This is a genomic window from Leisingera sp. S132 (assembly GCF_025144465.1).
GTDB lineage: Bacteria > Pseudomonadota > Alphaproteobacteria > Rhodobacterales > Rhodobacteraceae > Leisingera.
The window spans coordinates 3,669,760-3,684,757 of record NZ_CP083553.1 but is presented as its reverse complement, the minus strand read 5'-3'; the positions used below and the strand labels follow the sequence as shown (position 1 = coordinate 3,684,757).

General features: G+C 64.4%; 16 protein-coding genes and 2 riboswitches. Of the genes, 11 read left to right on the top strand and 5 right to left on the bottom strand.

What is annotated here, in order from left to right:
* Positions 1-94: 94 nt before the first annotated feature.
* A complete protein-coding gene (locus K3725_RS18160) occupies positions 95-466 on the top strand; it encodes a hypothetical protein (protein WP_260016645.1) in 372 nt (123 codons plus the stop codon).
* Between the two features lie 3 nt (positions 467-469).
* On the opposite strand, the gene K3725_RS18155 is transcribed toward K3725_RS18160, so the two are convergent.
* On the bottom strand, positions 470-1,306 hold the full coding sequence (locus K3725_RS18155) for a LysR substrate-binding domain-containing protein (protein ID WP_260016644.1): 837 nt from the start codon (positions 1,304-1,306) through the stop codon (positions 470-472).
* Between the two features lie 96 nt (positions 1,307-1,402).
* Here K3725_RS18155 and K3725_RS18150 point away from each other — a divergent pair, with 96 nt between their 5' ends.
* Complete coding sequence (locus K3725_RS18150) at positions 1,403-2,107, top strand: SDR family oxidoreductase (RefSeq protein ID WP_260016643.1); 705 nt, start codon at positions 1,403-1,405, stop codon at positions 2,105-2,107.
* Between the two features lie 42 nt (positions 2,108-2,149).
* On the opposite strand, the gene K3725_RS18145 is transcribed toward K3725_RS18150, so the two are convergent.
* On the bottom strand, positions 2,150-3,085 hold the full coding sequence (locus tag K3725_RS18145; RefSeq protein ID WP_260016642.1) for a DMT family transporter: 936 nt from the start codon (positions 3,083-3,085) through the stop codon (positions 2,150-2,152).
* Positions 3,086-3,179: 94 nt separating this feature from the next.
* Here K3725_RS18145 and K3725_RS18140 point away from each other — a divergent pair, with 94 nt between their 5' ends.
* Positions 3,180-4,682, top strand: a complete 1,503-nt coding sequence (locus K3725_RS18140; protein WP_260018636.1) for a malonyl-CoA synthase — start codon at positions 3,180-3,182, stop codon at positions 4,680-4,682.
* A 74-nt stretch (positions 4,683-4,756) separates the two neighbouring features.
* Here K3725_RS18140 and K3725_RS18135 read toward each other — a convergent pair whose 3' ends face one another.
* Complete coding sequence (locus tag K3725_RS18135; protein ID WP_260016641.1) at positions 4,757-5,395, bottom strand: cation transporter; 639 nt, start codon at positions 5,393-5,395, stop codon at positions 4,757-4,759.
* Positions 5,396-5,468: 73 nt separating this feature from the next.
* Here K3725_RS18135 and K3725_RS18130 point away from each other — a divergent pair, with 73 nt between their 5' ends.
* On the top strand, positions 5,469-5,885 hold the full coding sequence (locus K3725_RS18130) for a helix-turn-helix domain-containing protein (protein ID WP_260016640.1): 417 nt from the start codon (positions 5,469-5,471) through the stop codon (positions 5,883-5,885).
* Positions 5,886-5,964: 79 nt separating this feature from the next.
* Here the strand turns inward: K3725_RS18130 and aroC are convergent, their stop codons facing one another.
* Positions 5,965-7,065: a chorismate synthase gene (aroC, locus tag K3725_RS18125; RefSeq protein WP_260016639.1), complete on the bottom strand. Its 1,101-nt coding sequence runs from the start codon at positions 7,063-7,065 to the stop codon at positions 5,965-5,967.
* 183 nt (positions 7,066-7,248) lie between these two features.
* A riboswitch (TPP riboswitch) is annotated at positions 7,249-7,340 on the top strand.
* 32 nt (positions 7,341-7,372) lie between these two features.
* Here aroC and thiB point away from each other — a divergent pair.
* From thiB to K3725_RS18110, 3 genes are read left to right on the top strand one after another with little or no spacing between them, the layout of a single operon-like run.
* The gene (thiB, locus tag K3725_RS18120; protein WP_260016638.1) at positions 7,373-8,350 is read left to right on the top strand and encodes a thiamine ABC transporter substrate binding subunit; all 978 of its coding nucleotides are present in this window, start codon (positions 7,373-7,375) and stop codon (positions 8,348-8,350) included.
* Complete coding sequence (locus tag K3725_RS18115; RefSeq protein ID WP_260016637.1) at positions 8,326-9,882, top strand: thiamine/thiamine pyrophosphate ABC transporter permease ThiP; 1,557 nt, start codon at positions 8,326-8,328, stop codon at positions 9,880-9,882. The genes thiB and K3725_RS18115 overlap by 25 nt, the downstream gene beginning before the upstream one ends.
* Positions 9,869-10,567 (top strand): ATP-binding cassette domain-containing protein, encoded by a 699-nt coding sequence (locus K3725_RS18110; RefSeq protein ID WP_260016636.1) that lies wholly within the window; start codon positions 9,869-9,871, stop codon positions 10,565-10,567. The genes K3725_RS18115 and K3725_RS18110 overlap by 14 nt, the downstream gene beginning before the upstream one ends.
* 164 nt (positions 10,568-10,731) lie before the next feature.
* Here the strand turns inward: K3725_RS18110 and K3725_RS18105 are convergent, their stop codons facing one another.
* A complete protein-coding gene (locus K3725_RS18105; protein WP_260016635.1) occupies positions 10,732-11,169 on the bottom strand; it encodes a 6,7-dimethyl-8-ribityllumazine synthase in 438 nt (145 codons plus the stop codon).
* A 79-nt stretch (positions 11,170-11,248) separates the two neighbouring features.
* Positions 11,249-11,398, bottom strand: a riboswitch (FMN riboswitch).
* A gap of 157 nt (positions 11,399-11,555) precedes the next feature.
* Between K3725_RS18105 and K3725_RS18100 the strand changes: the two genes are divergently transcribed.
* The 4 genes from K3725_RS18100 to petB all read left to right on the top strand — a co-directional run bounded on the left by K3725_RS18100 (position 11,556) and on the right by petB (position 14,990).
* A complete protein-coding gene (locus K3725_RS18100) occupies positions 11,556-12,179 on the top strand; it encodes an FMN-binding negative transcriptional regulator (RefSeq protein ID WP_260016634.1) in 624 nt (207 codons plus the stop codon).
* Positions 12,180-12,267: 88 nt separating this feature from the next.
* Complete coding sequence (locus K3725_RS18095; RefSeq protein WP_260016633.1) at positions 12,268-12,870, top strand: glutathione S-transferase; 603 nt, start codon at positions 12,268-12,270, stop codon at positions 12,868-12,870.
* 212 nt (positions 12,871-13,082) lie between these two features.
* Entirely contained in the window at positions 13,083-13,643 is a 561-nt protein-coding gene (gene petA / locus K3725_RS18090) for a ubiquinol-cytochrome c reductase iron-sulfur subunit (RefSeq protein WP_039147478.1), read from the top strand.
* 12 nt (positions 13,644-13,655) lie between these two features.
* On the top strand, positions 13,656-14,990 hold the full coding sequence (gene petB, locus K3725_RS18085) for a cytochrome b (protein WP_039184890.1): 1,335 nt from the start codon (positions 13,656-13,658) through the stop codon (positions 14,988-14,990).
* Positions 14,991-14,998: the final 8 nt, after the last annotated feature.

Below are 14,998 nucleotides of genomic sequence, written 5' to 3'. Positions count from 1 at the left end.
TCTGAACTAGAGTTATTCGTTCCTGATTTTGACTCCATTCTGGGTTCATGGCCGCAACACCTGCGGCCCTGGCAACCAGAAAAGGACCTGACCCATGCCCCTCCGTTTTGTGACCCGCACCATCCACGCCTATCTCGACTACCCGGTGGCCATTGCCTTGATGGGGTTGCCGTTTCTGCTGGGCCTCGGCGAAAGCAATCCGCTGGCGCTGTGGCTGTCGGTGGCAACCGGTATTGCCGCCTTTGTCCTGACGGTGCTGACGGACCATCACCTCGGCCTGATCCGGGTGCTGCCCTACAAGCTGCATCTGACCGTTGACCTGATTGTTGGCCTCTGCTTTCTGGCAGCACCCTTCCTGTTCGGTTTCGCCGGGCTGGATGCGGCTTTCTATTGGCTGAACGGCGCCGCGGTGGTCGCGGTGATCTCGCTCAGCGCGCCGGAAGGGGCTGAGGCGGCCTCCGCCTGACCCTCATTGGCGCAGCAGCCAGTCCACCACCGTCTTGGCCCGGCCCTGCGCGCTGGGCCAAAGCACGTAAAAGCCCTGATCCCCCAGCCGCGGCGCCTGCCACAGCTCTGCCAGCGGCTGGCTGCCCAGGAAAATGCGGGGCACAAGGGCAATGCCCTGGCCGTTCATTGCCGCGTCCATCGCCAGTGCGGTCTGGTTGAATTGCAGGACCCGGCCCTTGGCCGTGAGGCCCTGCTGCCGCAGCAGAAGGTCCCAGTGACGGTGCCCGTCCTGGATCAGCGTGTGCTGCGCCAGATCCGCCAGTTCGTGTGAATCCTTTTTTGTTAGAGCCGAATCCTGGCGTGCCACGGCCACCAGATCCACCAGCGACAGCAGCGCAGAGTTCAGGCTGCTTGCCTGCGGTTTGCCGCCCTGGCGGATGGCGATGTCGATGCCGCCGCGCTTGAAATCCGTCAGGCTTTCCTCCGCCACCACCCGCAGGTCGTTGTCTGGATGCCGGGCCTCAAACTCCGGCAGGCGTGGCACAAGCCATTTCGAAGCAAAGGAGGGCGGCACCGACAGCGTCACCCGCTGCACCGCGGGTGCCAGCTGGTCTGTGGCCTCGCGGATCAGCATCAGCGCCTGCTGGACCGGCGCGTGGTACCTGCGCCCGGTGTCGGTCAGTGTCAGCCCGCGGGCGTGGCGGTGGAACAGCTTGTGCCCCAGATCCGCTTCCAGCCGCCGCACCTGCTGCGCCACGGCGCCTTGGGTCAGGTGCAGCTCCTCTGCCGCGCGGCCGAAATTCAGGTGGCGGGCGGCGGCGTCGAACATCCGCAAGGCGTTGAGGTTGGGCAGGCGCATCAGATCTCAGCCAGTAGTTTTGCTACAGTCTGGCGCGATGAGACATGATTGGTCAAGCGTGGCCCGGCCAGCCATCCTGGAGGCAAGCAAAGGAGTATGGATATGACCAAGGTTGCTCTCTTCACCGCCGCAGGCAGCGGCATGGGCGCGGATGCCGCCCGCCACCTTCATTCGCAGGGGTATGAGGTCGCGATCCTCTCTTCCTCGGGCAAGGGCGAGGCCCTGGCGCAGGAGCTGGGCGGGGTGGGCCATACAGGCTCTAACCTAGTGCATAGCGATCTGCAGGCGCTGGTGGACAAGGCAATGGACCGTTGGGGGCGGATCGACGTGCTGGTCAACTCGGCAGGCCACGGGCCCAAGGGCGACATCATGGAGATCAGTGATGAGGACTGGCATCTGGGGATGGAATACTACCTGATGAACGTGATCCGCCCGGCCCGGCTGGTGGCGCCTATCATGGCAGCTCAGGGCAAGGGATCGATCGTCAACATCTCCACCTTTGCGGTGTTTGAACCGGACCCGCTGTTCCCGACTTCCGGCGTGTTCCGGGCGGGGCTGGCAAGCTTCACCAAGCTGTTTGCCGACAAATTCGCGGCCCAGGGCGTGCGGATGAACAACGTGCTGCCGGGCTTCATTGACAGTCTGCCGGAGACCGAAGACCGCAAGGCCCGCATCCCGATGGGCCGCTATGGCTCTGCCCGTGAAGTGTCGGCGCTGATTGCCTATCTGGCCTCGGATGATGCGGCCTATACCACCGGGCAGAACATACGCGTGGATGGCGGTTTGACCTGCGCGATCTGAGCCGGGTTGATTGGGGCGCAGGCTCTACTTTCGTAGAGCCTGTTATCCGCCCTTTGGGTCGATCAGCGGCTTGGCCTTGCCGCGCCGCAGGCCCAGCCGGTGCTCGCGCCAGATCACCAGCACATTGCCGGCAATCACCAGCGCTGCGCCGGCCAGCATCACCAGCGTTGGCCATTCGTCGAACCAGATGTAGCCGATGACGATGGCAAAGATCATTGAGGCATAGTCATAGGGCGCCAGCATCGAGGCCGGCGCAAAGCGGTAGGAGGAGGTGACGAGGATCTGCGCCACCCCGCCGACCAGCCCGGCGCTGACCAGCAGCGCGGCGGTTTGCGCATCCGGCATCACCCAGCCGAAGGGGGCGGTCAGCAGCGCCAGGCCCGAAGCGGTCAGCGAGAAATAGAACACAATGGCCGCGGTATGTTCGGACTGCACCATGCGGCGGATGTGGATCTGCACAAAGCCGCGGGCGACGGTGGCGCCGACCACCAGCAGCACCCCCAGCATGGCGCCATCGCCCAGATCGCTACCCAGTCGCGGCCAGATCATGATCAGCACACCCAACAGGCCGATCGCCACCGCGCTGATCCGCACCAGCCGTATGGTTTCTCCTAGAAACAGTGCCGCAAGGATCAGCGTGAAGATTGGGGTGGCATAGCCGATGGCGGTGACCTCCGGCAGCGGCAGCAGCGCCAGCCCCATGAAGGTCATGCCCATCGCCGATGTGCCCACCAGTCCGCGCCACACGTGAAACATCGGCTTTTTGGTGATCAGCCCGTGCCGCAGCTCTCCGCGCGTTGCCAGCCAGATGACGATCACCGGAATGGCAAAGAAGGAGCGGAAAAACACTGCCTCGCCAGCGGGCACGGTTTCCGAGGTGGCCTTGATGATCCCGGACAGCGCGGTGAACAGCGCAATGGCGGTCACTTTCAAGAGGACCGCCAGCACAGGCCGATGCGATGTTAAGGATTTTGCCATGGCGCGACCCTGCGCCCAAGCGCCGCAAAGATCAATGGCTTGATTTCGGCACATCAAGCCGCGCAAATGGCGCCGTTTGATGAAGGAGCTGCCGATGTATGACGCCAACCACCTGATCCGCCAGCTGCGCGAGTCCTCCCTGGGGCGTGAGAACGAAGTGTTTGCCCGGCTGCCGGACGGCGGAACGGTCACCTTCGGCGCATTGTTTGCCGGGGCGGAGCGGATGGCGGCGGCTTTGGCGGCGCAGGGCGTGCAGCCCGGCGACCGGGTGGCGGTGCAGGTCGACAAAACCATTCAGGCGATTGAGCTGTACCTTGGCACCGTCATGGCCGGCGGCATCTTCCTGCCTTTGAACACGGCTTATACCGGGCCGGAGGTGGCGTACTTTGTCGGCGACGCGACGCCCCGGGTGGTGGTGTGCGACCCGGCGCGGCTGGAAGAGATCAGCGCGATCTCCGGCGCGGCCAAGGTGCTGACGCTGGATGCGGCGGGGCAGGGGAGCTTGCGCGATCTGGCGGATGGCCAGTCCGGGTTTGCACCCGTGTCACGGCAGGCGGATGATCTGGCAGCGATTCTCTATACCTCCGGCACCACGGGCCGGTCCAAGGGGGCGATGCTGAGCCATGAGAATCTGGCGTCGAACTCGCTGACCCTGCGCGACACTTGGCGGTTCACCCAGGACGACGTGCTGATCCATGCGCTGCCGATCTTCCACACCCACGGGCTGTTTGTGGCGACCAATGTGGCGCTGTTTGCGGGCGCCCAGGTGGTGTTCCTGCCGGGGTTCGATGCGGATGCAATCCTGAAGGCGATGCCAACGGCGACCGTGCTGATGGGGGTGCCGACGTTTTATACCCGGCTGCTGGCGGATGCGCGGCTGACCAAGGAACGCGCCGCCAATATGCGGCTTTTCATCTCCGGCTCCGCACCCTTGCTGGTGGATACCCATGAGCAATGGGAGGCCCGCACGGGCCACCGCATCCTGGAACGCTACGGGATGACCGAAACCAATATGAGCACGTCGAACCCCTATGAGGGCGAGCGTCGCGCGGGCACCGTCGGTTTCCCGCTGCCTGGCGTGGAGGCGCGGGTGATGCAGGACGGTGCCGAGGTGCCCGCCGGCGAAATCGGCGTGCTGGAGGTGCGCGGGGCCAATGTGTTCCAGGGCTATTGGCAGATGCCGGAGAAGACAGCGGAGGAGCTGCGGCCGGACGGCTGGTTCATCACCGGCGACATGGCGAAGATCGGCGCCGATGGCTATGTCACCATTGTCGGGCGCGAGAAGGATCTGATCATCACCGGCGGCTTCAACGTCTACCCCAAGGAGGTCGAGAGCCTGATCGACGACCTGCCCGGGGTCCTGGAAAGCGCGGTGATCGGCGTGCCGCATCCCGACTTTGGCGAGGGTGTGGTGGCCGTGGTTGTACCTCATGGGGATGGTACCAGTGCCGAGGCGATCAATGCGGCGCTCTCCGGCCAGCTTGCCAGGTTCAAGCAGCCGAAAGAAGTCATCCTGCTGGACGCGCTGCCGCGCAACACCATGGGCAAGGTGCAGAAGAAAGCCCTGCGCGAGGAATACGCAGGGCTGTTCAGCTAAAAAACACTCGCCCGGGCAGCGCCCGTCCGCCCCACGGGCGGGCGCTTCGCTTCCGCCCGCGGACGGTCACTGCCCTAGTGCTGGTGCGCCGCTGAATTAGCCTCTTCCTCGCGCCATTCCCGCACCGCCTGCACCAGGATTTGGAAGGCGGAGTTCAGGAACAGCCCGCCCATGATTCCGGCCACGATCAGGTCCGGCCAGCCGGTTGCGGTGCCCCAGACCCCCAGGGCTGCAATCATCACCGCCACGTTGCCGATGGCGTCATTGCGCGAACACAGCCAGACCGAGCGCACATTGGCGTCGCCGTCCTTGTAGCGGGCCAGCAGCATGACCGAGATCAGGTTGGCCGCCAGCGCCATGAAGCCGATAACTCCCATGATCTGAGCCTGCGGCACGCCCACGTAGAAAACCTGATAGACAGTGGAGCCAAAGACCCACATGCCCATCAAGAGCAGGCTGACGCCCTTGCCCAGGGCAGCCAGCGCACGGGTGCGCAGGGTGGCGCCGATCACCGCCAGTGAAATGCCATAGGTCAGCGCGTCGCCCAGAAAGTCCAAAGCGTCCGCTTTCAGCGCCTGGCTGCCGGACATCTGGCCCGCGCCCATTTCCACCGCGAACATGCCGGCGTTGATGGCGATCACCAGCCAAAGCCTGCGTTTGTAATCGTCCGATACCCCGTCAAACCGGGCGTTGTGATTGCAGCAGCCTGCCATTGCTCTTGTCCTCATTCCTGATTCGAGATCAATGTAGGGCCTCTAGTCACTAGAGCATCAAGAGGGTTTGCGCATGTTTTCCATCGGCCAGCTGTCCAAGGAGACCGGTGTCAAAGTGCCTACCATCCGATATTACGAGGAAATCGGCCTTCTGCCGGAGCCGGGCCGCAATGCCGGCAACCAGCGCCGCTACGGGCAGGACGGCATGGATGCGCTGGGCTTCATCAAGCATGCGCGTGACCTCGGGTTCCCGCTGGAGGACATCAAGGCGCTGATGGGGCTGGACGGGCATCTGGGTGATGACTGCGCAGAGGCCGACCGGATTGCCCGCAGCCAGCTGGCCAGTGTCCGGGACCGCATCCGCAAGCTGCAGCAGCTTGCGTCCGAGCTGGAGCGGATCAGCCACCTGTGCGACGGCGGCAGCGGCGGCTGCTGCAAGGTGCTGACGGCGCTGGGCGATCACAGCCAATGCGCGGGCGAGCACGGTTGAGCGAAGAAGAAAGGCGACGCCTGCATCAGCAAACCTCGCCTTTAGACTATTCAGAAAACCCCTTATTAGAGCCGGAAGGTCAGCCGAGACGGCCCTGGTTTTCGCCGATCTGACCGCGGTGCAGCAGCAGGTGGTCCAGGATCACGCAGGCCATCATCGCCTCGGCCACAGGCACTGCGCGGATGCCGACGCAGGGGTCGTGGCGGCCTTTGGTGATCACTTCCGTGGCAGAGCCGTCCTTGCGGATCGACTGGCGCGGGGTGAGGATCGAGGAGGTCGGTTTGACTGCAAAGCGCACCACCACCTCCTGCCCGGTGGAGATGCCGCCCAGAATGCCGCCGGCGTGGTTCGATGAATACTCCGGCCCGTTTTCGCCCATGAAGATCTCATCGGCGTTTTCAGAGCCCTTGAGGCGCGCGGCATTCATGCCTTCGCCGATCTCGACGCCCTTCACGGCGTTGATCGACATCATCGCGGCGGCCAGATCGGTGTCCAGCTTGCCATAAACCGGCGCGCCGATGCCTGCGGGGACACCCCTGGCCACAACCTCAACCACAGCGCCAACGGAATCATGCGCCTTACGCAGGCCCTGCAGATAGTCTTCCCATTCCTGCACCGCGCCTGCGTCTGGGATCCAGAAGTCATTCTGCTCGATCGCGTCCCAGTCAAAGCGGCTGCGGTCGATTTCCAGCTCGCCCATCCGGGTCATGTAGCCCTTGATCTCCAGCCCCGGCGCCAGCGCCTTGATTGCTTCACGTGCAACACCGCCCGCAGCAACCCGCGCCGCGGTTTCGCGCGCAGAGGACCGGCCGCCGCCGCGGTAGTCGCGGTTGCCGTATTTCTGGAAATAGGTGATGTCTGCGTGGCCCGGGCGGAAGGTCTGGGAAATCTCGCCGTAATCCCTGGACCGCTGGTCGGTGTTTTCGATCATCAGCTGGATCGGCGTGCCGGTGGACATGCCGTCAAACACGCCGGACAGGATTTTCACCGCATCCGGCTCATTGCGCTGGGTGGTGTTCTTGTTCTGGCCGGGGCGGCGTTTATCCAGCCACTGCTGCAGCATCTCCGGCTCCAGCGGCACATTCGGCGGGCAGCCGTCGACGGTGGCGCCAAGCGCGGGCCCGTGGCTCTCGCCCCAGGTGGTGACGCGGAAGAGGTGTCCAAAGCTGTTCATCGACATGAGGCGCGGTCTCCTTTGCGGGACGTGCTTAGCGGGCAGGGGGCTGTGCCTCAAGCGGATTCCTCTGCGGCGGATGGCACAGGGGGGGGGCAGGGGACCGGTACCGGCAGCGGTCCAGTTTGCCTGAAGCGTAGGTCCTGGCATGGCTTTGGCTTGTCTTTGTTGCGGCTGGGGCATAATGTCCGCGCCACCTCGGGGTGCGCTTCGGCGCTGAGATGACACCCGTTGAACCTGAACCGGATCACACCGGCGGAGGGAAGGTACTGGACAGCCTCCACCCTTGCCCAAAGCCGCAAAGGAGGATGGCATGAAACATCTTGCATTTGCAGCGGGACTGCTTGGCGCCTCGGCCGCTTTTGCCGAAACGCCCGAACTCACCGTTTATACCTATGACAGCTTTGTGTCCGACTGGGGCCCCGGCCCGGCGGTGGAAAAGGCGTTTGAAGAGGTCTGCGGCTGCGACCTGAAACTGGTGGGTGCTGGCGACGGCGCGGCGCTCTTGGCGCGGGTCAAGCTGGAGGGCGAACGCTCGGACGCGGACGTGGTGCTGGGCCTCGACACCAACCTGACCGCGGCGGCCAAGGAAACCGGGTTGTTTGCAGACCATTCCGTGAGCGCCGACTATGCGCTGCCGGTTGCATGGGACGACGCAACCTTTGTGCCCTATGACTGGGGCTACTTCGCCTTTGTCCACAACGCCGATGCTGCGGCACCTGCGGATTTCAAGGCGCTGGCCGCCAGCGACAAGAAGATTGTGATTCAGGACCCGCGGTCCTCGACCCCCGGTCTGGGATTGCTCTTGTGGGTCAAGGCCGCCTATGGCGACGAGGCGCCGGAAATCTGGAAAGGCCTTTCAGACAACGTGGTCACGGTGACCAAGGGCTGGTCCGAGGCCTATGGCATGTTCCTGGAAGGCGAGGCCGATATGGTGCTTTCCTACACCACCTCGCCTGCCTATCACCTGATTGCCGAGGAGGACGGCTCCAAGGCGGCAGCGGCCTTTGACGAGGGGCATTACATGCAGGTGGAAGTTGCCGGCAAGCTGGCAAACACCGATCAGCCAGAACTGGCGGACCAGTTCCTGGCCTTCATGGTGTCGGATGCGTTCCAGTCGATCATTCCGACCACCAACTGGATGTATCCGGCGGTGACCCCGGCGGCAGGCTTGCCGGAAGGGTTCGGCACCCTGATCGCGCCGGAGAAATCGCTGCTGCTAAGCGAGACTGAGGCCGCAGAGGTGCGCGATGCGGCGCTGGGCGAATGGCTGGACGCGCTCAGCCAGTAAGCGCTTACCCCGGTATCAGCGCGGCCCTTTTGGTGGCGGCGCTGATTCTGGGGACGCTGGGGGCTGTGGCCCTCAGGGCCGAGGCCGGCACCGGGTTTGGCGCCAGCGACTGGGCTGCGCTGCGGTTCACGCTGACCCAGGCAAGCCTGTCGGCGCTGCTGAGCGTCGGCCTGGCGGTGCCGGTAGCACGCGCGCTGGCCCGGCGGCGGTTTCCGGGGCGGAGCCTGCTGATTGCGCTTTTGGGCGCGCCCTTCATCCTTCCTGTCATTGTGGCCATCCTTGGCTTGCTGGCGGTTTTCGGCCGCGCCGGGTGGCTGAGCAGTCTGCTGTCGCTGTTCGGGCTGGAGCCGGTGCAGATTTACGGACTGCACGGGGTGGTGCTGGCCCATGTCTTCTTCAACCTGCCGCTGGCGACGCGTCTGATCCTGCAGGGCTGGCAGGAGATTCCCGCCGAACGCTTCCGCCTGGCGGCGCAGCTGGATGCCGGGCCGCTGGCGATGTGGCGGCTCTTGGAAGGGCCGATGCTGCGGCGGGTGGCGCCCGGCGCGCTGGCGGTTGTTTTCGCCATTTGCCTGTCAAGCTTTGCGGTGGCGCTGACCCTGGGCGGAGGGCCGCGGGCGACGACCATTGAACTCGCCATCTATCAGGCGTTCCGGTTTGATTTCGACCTGGGCCGTGCGGCGCTGCTGTCCGGCCTGCAACTGGTGCTGACCGGTGCCGCCGCGCTGGTGGCGCTGCGGGTGTCGGCGGGGGAGGGCTTTGGTGCAGGCCTCGACCGCGCTGTGCAGCGCTGGGACGGGCGGACTGCCCTGGCGCGCGGATTGGACGGGGTCTGGATTGTCCTGTCCGCCGCGTTTCTGCTGCTGCCTTTGGCGGCGATTGTGCTGGCGGGTCTGCCGGGTCTGGCGGGTTTGAAGGGCTCCGTCTGGCAGGCGGCAGGGAACTCCATTCTGGTGGCGATGCTCAGCACGGTGATCCTGCTGATGCTGGCCCTGCCGATGGCCGCTGCGGCGGCTGCCGGACGCAGCGGCATCACCGAACTGTCGGGTATCCTCGGCCTTGCGGCCTCGCCGCTGGTAATCGGCACCGGGCTGTTCATTTTGATCTACCCGATCGCGGACCCGTTTGCCCTGGCGCTGCCGGTGACGGCGCTGGTCAATGCGGTGATGGCGCTGCCCTTTGCCATGCGCATCCTGGTGCCGCGGGCGCGGGAGGTGCTGGGGCGCTATGGCCGCCTGTCGCTGTCGCTGGACATGCAGGGCTGGGCCTTTGTGCGCCGGGTTTACCTGCCGCGGATGCGGGCGCAGACGGGGTTTGCTGCAGGACTGGCGGTCGCCTTGTCGATGGGCGACCTTGGCGTGGTGGCGCTGTTTGCCGATCCGGATTTCGCAACGCTGCCCTTGCAGATCTACCGGCTGATGGGGGCCTACCGGATGGAGGCGGCGGCGGGTGCGGCGCTGCTTCTGCTGATGCTGTCGATGGGCGCATTCTGGATTTTGGACCGCGGGGGGCGCTGGCATGCTGAGGCTTGAGAATTGCCGGATCATGAACGGCGATTATGCGGTGGAGGCGGACCTGGAGATCGCGTCCGGTGCCTGCGTGGCAGTGATCGGCCCGTCCGGGGCCGGGAAATCCACACTGGTTGAGGCGATTGCGGGCTTCCTGCCGGTGACCCGCGGGCGCATCCGATGGAAGGGCGCGGAGCTGACCCGCCAGGCGCCGGGAAAGCGGCCGGTGGCGATGCTGTTTCAGGACGGTAACCTGTTCCCGCATCTGACCGTGGCGCAGAACGTGGCGCTGGGGCTGCAAGCAAACCTGCGGCTAAGCGCGGCGGAGTGGCGCCAGGTTGAGGCCGCGCTGGAGCGGGTTGGCCTTGGCGGTATGGATGCACGCAAGCCCGCTGCGCTGTCGGGCGGGCAGCAAAGCCGGGTGGCGCTGGCGCGGGTGCTGGTGCAGGGGCGCGACATTCTGCTGCTGGATGAGCCCTTTGCCGCGCTTGGCCCGGCGCTGAAGGCAGAGATGCTGGATCTGGTGGCGGAATTGGCGCGCGAAAGCGGTGCCACGGTGCTGATGGTCAGCCATGATCCGAACGACGCCCGCCGGATCGCGGACCAGGTGGTGCTGGTGGCGGACGGCAGGGCGCATGAGCCGCAGGCAACGGCGGAGCTTCTGGACAACCCGCCGCCTGCCTTGAAGGCGTATTTGGGATCTGCCTGATCCGCTGCCGAGGGCGGATGCGGCGGGGTGCAGGTGAAAAGGGGTTTCGCTGCGAAACCTCTATTATAAACAGATGGTTAATTCACTGTGCAGAGCTTCGTCCTGGATACCCGCCGCGGGTGCGGCGGGCTGGTGTATGGTGTAATGCACTGTAAGTGCTGCGATTATGCGGCCAGTGCGGCCTCCCGCGTCTTGGTGATCATCAGGGCTGCACTGGCGGCTTCGTTGCCTTTTTGCACGAAGTGCGCGCGGTAGATGGCCATGTGGTGCTCGGTTTCCTGGAAATGATGCGGGGTCAGCGAGACCGACAGCACCGGCACCCCGGTGTCCATGCCGGCGCGCATCAGCCCGTCGACCACGGCCTGGGCCACGAAATCATGCCGGTAGATACCGCCATCCACAACCAGCGCGGCGCAGGCCACGGCAGCGTATTTTCCGGTTTTTGCCAGCTCCTGCGCCAAGAGCGGCATTTCAAAGGCGCCGGGCACGTCGAACACGTCGACCTGCTCCGCCGGGATCAGCTGCAGGAAGCCTTCCAGCGCGCGGTCGACAATATCGGCATGCCATTGCGCCTTGATGAAGGCATAGCGGGTGTGTGTCATATCGTAATCTCCTTGTGCTTCTGACACGTCACCCAAGGCGATCACGAGCAGACGGGCGCACGTCGTCCGTGGCTCGTATGCACGTTCTCTTCCATCCGGACTGTGACCGTCGGCTCTGGAGTCGCACCAGATCTGCTGACACTTCCAAAACCTCGGAAGCCGCTCGCGGGCTTACGGGACTGGCCCGCTTACCGCCGGTGGGGAATTCCGCCCCGCCCTGAGAACACGCGGACATTGCCAAGCGGCGCAGCCGATTTCAAGATCGGAACGCCAGACGCGCGGCCGGGACGTGAAATTGGTATTGTTCCCGAGCAGGGAAGTGGCGCTTTCAAATTGCAAAGCCGGGTTCCATGGTGTGCGGGACGGGCAGGCACAGGAGAAAGAGCATGCATCCCAATCCGGTTTTCCATGACGCTGCGACGGCGCAGAACCTGGCGTATGCCCGTACGCGGGCCTTTGGCGTGCTGGCCGTGTCCACGAAGGAGGCGCCGCTGATCAGTCATGTGCCGTTCCTGATGTCCGACGACGGGGAATGGGCGGATCTGCATCTGGTGCGCTCCAATCCGATTGTGCGGTTGCTGAAGGAAGCGCGCCCGGCCAGGATCGCCGTCAGCGGGCCGGATGGCTATGTCTCGCCGGACTGGTACGGGGTGCCGGATCAGGTGCCGACCTGGAACTATGTCGCGGTGCATCTGACCGGCGTGCTGGAGCTGCGCCCGGAGGGGGAACTGCGCGGCCTGCTGGACCGGCAGTCGGCGTTTTATGAGGCGCGGCTGGCGCCGAAGCCGCCCTGGACAACGGCCAAGATGGACGCGGAGGCGCTGGCGCGGATGATGCGGATGATTGTGCCCGCCCGGATGCGGATCACGGGTACCGATGGCACCTGGAAGCTGAGCCAGAACAAGCCGGATGCTGCGCGCGCCGCAGCGGCAGAGGCCATAGCCGGCGGCATGGGTGCAGAGCTGGAGGAGCTGGCAGGGCTGATGCGGCAGGGGCCGGTCAGGTCCTAGCGTGCTGTCATGGCCTGCAGGGCTGCAATTGCCCCTTCCCCTCAGGCCCGCTTGCAGTAGGCTGCGGCCAAACAGCGGAGGATTTCCAATGAAGCTCACATATTCCCAATCATCCCCCTTTGCGCGCAAGGTTGTGGTGCTGCTGCATGAAACCGGGCAGCTGGAAGATGTCGAGATCCTCGACGTCACCACCACGCCCCTGAAGCCCAGCCCGGATGTGAAGGCCAGCAACCCGCTGGCCAAAATCCCGGCGCTGGAACGCAACGACGGGCCGGCGCTCTATGACAGCCGGGTGATTTGCGCCTATCTGGACGACCGCGCGGGCGGCAGGCTGTATGGCCGCGGCTGGGACAGCAAGGTGCTGGAGGCCACTGCAGACGGAATCATGGATGCGGCGGTGCTGATGTCTTATGAAAAACGGCTGCGTCCCGAAGAAAAACAATGGGACAACTGGCTGGAGGCGCAGCAGGGCAAGGTGCTGGGCGGCTGCGCAGCGCTGAATGCGCGCTGGATGAGCCATCTGCAGGGGCCGCTGGATATCGGCCAGATCGCGGTGGCCTGCGCACTGGCCTATGTGGATTTCCGCCACCCCGAAACCAACTGGCGCCAGGGCAATGAGGCGCTGGCGGACTGGTTCGCTGATTTCGAATCGCGCCCGGCGATGCAGGCGACAAAACCGCCCGCGGCCTGAGCACCGGCCCTTGAAACATGCATGTGCCGCACAGATATGGGTGCGGCACTGTCACTCAGGCGTGACAGAATTGCCGTCTGCGGCTTTCTGCGCGCCTATGACCGCTGGACGAAGCGGCTTCTCCCCGCTAGACACGCGCCTGAGTCACTGCGAGCAATCGCGGTGCATGCGCATGTTTGCCCTAAACGGGCGCTGGAATTGGAGAAAACCTCGTGTCCCACGCAGAAGACCACGAAGGAACCCGGAGAGATTTCCTCTACTACGCCACTGCCGGCGCCGGGGCAGTGACCGCGGGTGCCGCCGTATGGCCCCTGGTCAACCAGATGAACCCCTCCGCCGACGTGAAAGCGCTGTCCTCGATCCTGGTCGATGTCAGCGGCGTGGAAGTTGGCACGCAAATCTCGGTCATGTTCCTTGGCAAGCCGGTGTTCATCCGCCGCCGCACCCAGGAAGAGATCGAGGCCGCCCGTGCCGTGGAGCTGTCCGAACTGATCGACCCGCGGTCGGAAAACGCCAACAAGCCGGGCACCGACGCGGCTGACGTGAACCGTACCATGGACGACGCCGGTGAATGGCTGGTGATGATGGGTGTTTGCACCCACCTCGGCTGTGTGCCGCTGGGCGACGGTGCCGGCGAATTCAACGGCTGGTTCTGCCCCTGCCACGGCTCGCACTACGACACCGCAGGCCGCATCCGCAAAGGCCCGGCGCCGGAGAACCTGCACGTGCCGGTGGCTGAGTTCACCGACGCCAACACCATCAAGCTGGGATAAGGAAACGCGCTCATGTCCGGTATTCCGCACGACCATTACGAGCCGAAGACAGGCGCAGAAAAGTGGCTGCACAGCCGCCTGCCCATCGTCGGCCTGATCTATGACACCATCATGATCCCCACCCCCAAGAACCTGAACTGGTGGTGGATCTGGGGCATCGTCCTGGCGTTCTGCCTGGCGCTGCAAATCGTCACCGGTATCGTCCTGGTGATGCATTACACCCCGCACGTTGACTTGGCGTTCGCCTCTGTCGAACATATCATGCGCGACGTGAACGGCGGCCATATGCTGCGGTATCTGCACATGAACGGCGCCTCGCTGTTCTTTGTTGCCGTCTACATCCACATCTTCCGCGGCCTGTACTATGGCTCCTACAAGGCGCCCCGCGAAGTCACCTGGATCGTCGGCATGCTGATCTATCTGATGATGATGGGCACCGCCTTCATGGGCTACGTGCTGCCCTGGGGCCAGATGTCCTTCTGGGGGGCCACCGTTATCACCGGCCTGTTCGGCGCGATCCCGTTCATCGGCGAAGCGATCCAGACATGGCTGCTGGGCGGACCGGCGGTGGACAACGCCACCCTGAACCGCTTCTTCTCGCTGCACTACCTGCTGCCCTTCGTGATCGCAGCGCTGGTCATCGTGCACATCTGGGCCTTCCACACCACCGGCAACAACAACCCGACCGGTGTTGATGTCCGCAAAGGGTCCAAGGCGGAAGCCGAGAAAGACACCCTGCCGTTCTGGCCGTACTTCGTGATCAAGGACTTCCTGGGCCTGGCCGTTGTGCTGGTGATCTTCTGGGCCATCGTCGGCTTCATGCCGAACTACCTGGGCCACCCGGACAACTACATTGAAGCCAACCCGCTGGTGACGCCCGCGCACATCGTTCCGGAATGGTACTTCCTGCCGTTCTACGCGATCCTGCGTGCCTTCACCTCCGAGGTCTGGGTGGTGCAGTTCGCGTCCTTCGTGACCGGCGGCATCGTGGATGCGAAGTTCTTCGGCGTGATCGCCATGTTCGGCGCGATCCTGGCCATGGCGCTGGCACCCTGGCTGGACACCTCCAACGTGCGTTCGGGCCGTTACCGCCCGATGTTCAAATGGTGGTTTGCGCTGCTGGTTGTCGACTTCTTTGCCCTGATGTGGCTGGGCGCGATGCCGGCGGAAGAGCCCTATGCATCGTTCTCGCTGATCGCATCGGCCTACTGGTTCGGCTACTTCTTCGTGATCCTGCCGCTGCTGGGTGTGATCGAGAAGCCGCTGGCTCAGCCTGCAACCATCGAAGAGGATTTCGACGCCCACTACGGCAAGAAATCTTCTGCAGACGCCACTCCTGCCGAGTAAGAAGAAGG